Source organism: Bartonella silvatica, from assembly GCF_040545155.1.
Taxonomy (GTDB): domain Bacteria; phylum Pseudomonadota; class Alphaproteobacteria; order Rhizobiales; family Rhizobiaceae; genus Bartonella; species Bartonella silvatica.
The window spans coordinates 1-1,868 of record NZ_JBEPLI010000060.1; the positions used below are offsets into that span (position 1 = coordinate 1).

At 42.5% G+C, this 1,868-nt stretch carries 1 protein-coding gene and 1 pseudogene; both read left to right on the top strand.

The features are described from left to right. Positions 1 to 336 (top strand): annotated as a pseudogene (locus ABID23_RS07845) (hypothetical protein); the annotation flags it as partial. A gap of 1 nt (position 337) precedes the next feature. Beyond that, a complete protein-coding gene (gene bgtE / locus ABID23_RS07850) occupies positions 338 to 1,795 on the top strand; it encodes a gene transfer agent protein BgtE (protein WP_354190927.1) in 1,458 nt (485 codons plus the stop codon). The last annotated feature ends 73 nt before the right edge of the window (positions 1,796 to 1,868 follow it).

Here is a 1,868-nt window from a genome sequence, read left to right on the forward strand (position 1 = left end):
TTGTCATCAGAGCAGCAAGGGACGCCGGTTTGTTACAGTTATTTTGATAGGAAATTGCATCTTTATCCCACACCGGATAGGGCTTATCAGATACAACTTCTTCTCTCTCCACAGCGCTTATCAGAGATAGAGAGTGTTGATGAAGAACATCCATGGTTTATCTATGGGTTTGACTTGATTAAAGCGCGTGCAAAATATGAACTGTACAAGAATATTCTTAAAGAACCCGATTGTGCAGCCGCTGCTTACAATGACTTTAACGAGCAATTGCATGAATTACGCGCAGAGACGTCTAAACGTCATAACGTCACGCGAATAATACCAACGGATTTCTAATATGGTGTATTTTCCAATCGCTGATTACAGACCAGATGTTTCGGTCGTCAACGGCAGCTTTACGGATACGCTTGTAAATGTTTTACCGGCAGATGGCGGTTACATTCCGATGCCTAGTGCAATGGTTGTGTCTCATCCTTTAGAAGAAAAGCCTTTGGGGTGCATAGCGTTTCGAAGTGGCAATGGTGTTAAGATAATCGTAGGAGGAGCCAAAAAGCTTTACAGTTATGATAGTCAAACCAAGGGTTGGAAGGACATAAGTCAAAGTGGTGTGACTTATCATGCGCATGAGGATAATCAATGGTCGTTCGCTTTGTTTGGTCAAAGAATTATTGCGGTGAATAAAAATGATAAACCACAAGTTTTTAATACCCATAGTTCTGAACGATTTGAAGATTTAGGAGGCAATCCCCCGAAAGCAGGATTGGTGAAGGTTTGGGGACCTTTTGTTTGTTTGATGCAATTGACAGATCACCCCAATCGCATTCATTGGTCTGGTTTGGAAGATGCTACTCATTGGACAGTTAAGCAGAAAGATTGCGATTTTCAAGATTTTCCGGATGGAGAATATGTTCAAGGGTCTACGGAATCGACTAATCCCCTCATTTTTATGCGTTCTGCTATTTATGCTGGAACCTTTGTTCCGGGTTCTAAGATTGTGTTTGCTTTTCAAAAGATACAAGACAAGCGAGGAGCCCGTAGTGCAACCTCTATAGCATGTCGAGGGAGTGACGCTTTTTTTACAGGTGATGGTGGTTTTTATCAGATGAGTTTGGATGCTCAACTTTTACCGATAGGTTTTGAAAAGGTTGATAGAACGGTTTTTAAAACATTTGATAAGTTTGCTCTTGATGAGATGCAAGGAGTTATAGACCCCATTGATAATCGGATTTATTGGTCCTTAAAGAGAGGCAATAACGAGCAAACCACCTTTGTTTATGATTGGGGCTTGCAGAAATGGTCGACGATACAGGGAGAGCCTTTCACGTTGTTTCCAGTGTTTACAACAGGATATACTTTAGAACAGTTAGATGAGATTTCGATCAATCTTGAGGCATTGCCGGCTTCTTTAGACAGCCCTCGTTGGCAAAGTGGCGCTCCCATGCTTGGTGCTTTTGATGAAAACAATCGGCTTGTTATGTTTACAGGAGCCCCGATGGAGGCAACGGTTGTTTCACAAGAGATGGGGGCGCCGGATGGAAGTTTTAACTTTATCACGAAAATGTTTGCCGAAGTTGATACGACGGAAGGTTTTTTAAGCATAGGAGAACGTCGTCTTCGCAATAATCAGACACCGATCACATGGCATAAGGAGAGGGTGTGTTCGTATGTCACGGGCGCTTATCATGGGCGTTCGCGCAATCGTTATCACCGGTTTAAATTACGCATTCCTAAGAATGAATCTTGGACGATGATTACGGGTTTTAATGTGGATTTACGTCCTTTAGGCAGAGGGTAATGGCAAAAGTCTTTTTGACTACGTCTTGGGATATGGAGCGTATAGCGCCTTATCTGGAAGACATCATTGCATC